Below are 461 nucleotides of genomic sequence, written 5' to 3'. Positions count from 1 at the left end.
TCATGAAGCAGGCGTACGGTGTCGGGGCCTCGACCTGGCGGACGTCATGTCCGTCGGTGCGGGATGAAAGTGAACCAGACACGATCCCGGGGCGATATCCGCTGAACCCGGTCAGGCCTATGTCCACCGATATGTTTTCTTTCTAGGTCGGGTCGGGCATCTCGCGCTACCGAGGTCGAGGCGCGAATCGGCCATTACCGGCCCGAAGATGAAGCAAACGTCCAGTGAGAGGGTGGTTCGGTAGCTTTCGTCCCTTATGGGTTTGGGTTGGCATGTGAATGTGAGCCGTAGTCGTAACCGGGGAGGCCCGGCCGCGTTGGGCTGATCATGAATGGACGTGCGGCGTATCCGAGTGACCTGACCGATGATCAGTGGGCGGTGGTCGGGCCGTTTCTGCAGGCGTGGAAGGACCGGCATCCGTCGGTGTCGGGGCATCAGAGGACGTTTGATAGGCATTCATG

General features: G+C 60.5%; 1 protein-coding gene. It reads left to right on the top strand.

Going from position 1 to position 461, the window contains the following annotated elements:
- Positions 1 to 327: 327 nt before the first annotated feature.
- A partial coding sequence (locus SALPAC6_RS31010; RefSeq protein ID WP_397540901.1) for a transposase occupies positions 328 to 461 on the top strand: 134 nt, incomplete at its 3' end.

Source organism: Salinispora mooreana (assembly GCF_000379065.1).
Taxonomy (GTDB): Bacteria; Actinomycetota; Actinomycetes; order Mycobacteriales; family Micromonosporaceae; genus Micromonospora; species Micromonospora mooreana.
Note: the sequence above shows the minus strand (reverse complement) of the source record. Positions and strands in the feature narration are given on the sequence as shown.